Annotated in this window: 1 protein-coding gene; it reads left to right on the top strand. The window is 70.5% G+C overall.

Annotated features, from left to right (window positions below):
• Positions 1 to 1,517, top strand: a 1,517-nt coding sequence (gene ubiB / locus RT567_RS16580) for a 2-polyprenylphenol 6-hydroxylase (protein ID WP_313577291.1), incomplete at its 5' end; no start/stop codon positions are given.
• Between the last annotated feature and the right edge of the window lie 159 nt (positions 1,518 to 1,676).

Raw genomic sequence — 1,676 nt, 5'->3', positions numbered from 1 at the left:
ATCCGGTCGGCGCGGCCTTTCGCATGGTGCGCTGGGGCTGGGTGCTGGCGCGCCCCGACGCCCTGATCCCGCGTGAGGCCAACCCCCTGCTGCCCGCCTGGGGCCGCCCGTTCGCCCGCCTGATCCAGCTGTTCGCCAGCCGCAAACACCGCGCCGGACGACCCGGCCAGCGGGTCGGCCAGGCGTTCGAGCATCTCGGCCCGGTCGCCATCAAGCTGGGCCAGGTGCTGGCCACGCGCGCTGACATCTTCGGCCTGCAATTCGCCCAGGATCTGGGGCGGTTGAAGGACAAGCTGCCGCCCTTCCCGCTGGAAGAGGCCAAGCGTGAGATCGAACGCTCGCTGGGCCGTCCGGCCGAGAGCCTGTTCATCGATCTGACCGAACCGATGGGCGCCGCTTCGCTCGCCCAGGCGCATCCCGCCTGGCTGGCCGATGGACGCAAGGTGGCGGTCAAGGTGCTGCGCCCCGGCGTCGAGCGCCGCGTGGCTCAGGGGCTGGACGCCATGCGGCTGGGCGCCAAGCTGGTCGACCGTTTCGTCGAGCCCGCCCGTCGATTGGAGCCGCGCGCCTTCGTCGAGATCATCGCCCAGTCGCTGCAGCTGGAGCTGGACATGCGGCTGGAGGCGGCGGCCGCCTCCGAACTGGCCGAGGTCATGGCCAAGGACGGCTATATGTCCGCGCCCGCCGTCGTCTGGGAAGGGGTGGGCAAGCGGGTGCTGACGCTGGAATGGGCGCCCGGCCTGCCGATGACGGACCCGGCTCTGGTCGACCTGCCGGGCCTCGACAAGGACGCCCTGGCCGACAAGGTGGTGCGCGCCTTCCTGGTTCAGGCGCTGGACCACGGCGTCTTCCACGCCGACCTGCACGAGGGCAATCTGTTCGCCGACGCGCCCGCGCAGCTGACGGCCATCGATTTCGGCATCGTCGGGCGGCTGGGCCCGGCCGAGCGCCGCTACCTGGCCGAGATCCTGTGGGGCTTCATCAGCCGCGACTACGACCGCATCAGCCGCGTCCATTTCGAGGCGGGCTATGTGCCGCCGCACCATTCGGTCGACACCTTCGCTCAGGCCCTGCGCGCGGTCGGCGAACCGGTGATCGGGCGGCAGGCCAGCCAGGTGTCGATGGGCCGCCTGCTGGGCCAGCTGTTCGAGATCACCGCCCTGTTCGACATGCATATGCGCCCTGAACTGGTGCTGCTGCAGAAGACCATGGTCTCGGTCGAGGGGGTGGCGCGCCGCCTCAACCCCGATCACGACCTGTGGGACGCCGCCAAACCGGTGGTCGAGCGCTGGATCAAGCGCGAACTGGGACCGCAGGCCCAGATCAAGGAGACGGTGGAGGAGGCGATGGCCGCTCTCAAGGCCCTGTCGCGTCTGGTGCAGAACCCGCCGCCGTCTCAGACGTTGGTGATCGAGAAGGCCGGAACGCGGCCCTGGGTGGTCGCCGCCGTCACCGTCGCAGTCTGCGCGTCGGCGGCCGCCTTGGTGCTGACGCTTTGGCCGATGATCGTCGCCTGACGTTTCTTCGGAGCCTGCGTTTCATGAAGACCTCTTCCTTCGCCCTCGTCCTGTCCGGCGCCCTCCTGCTGGCCGTTCCGGCGCTGGCCCAGACCACGGCTCCGAGCCGGGCCCCGACCCAGGGCGCGGCTGCGGCGACCCTGCCCGACGCCTTCGAGG

This window comes from Brevundimonas sp. (assembly GCF_032107865.1).
Taxonomy (GTDB): domain Bacteria; phylum Pseudomonadota; class Alphaproteobacteria; order Caulobacterales; family Caulobacteraceae; genus Brevundimonas.
Note: the sequence above shows the minus strand (reverse complement) of the source record. Positions and strands in the feature narration are given on the sequence as shown.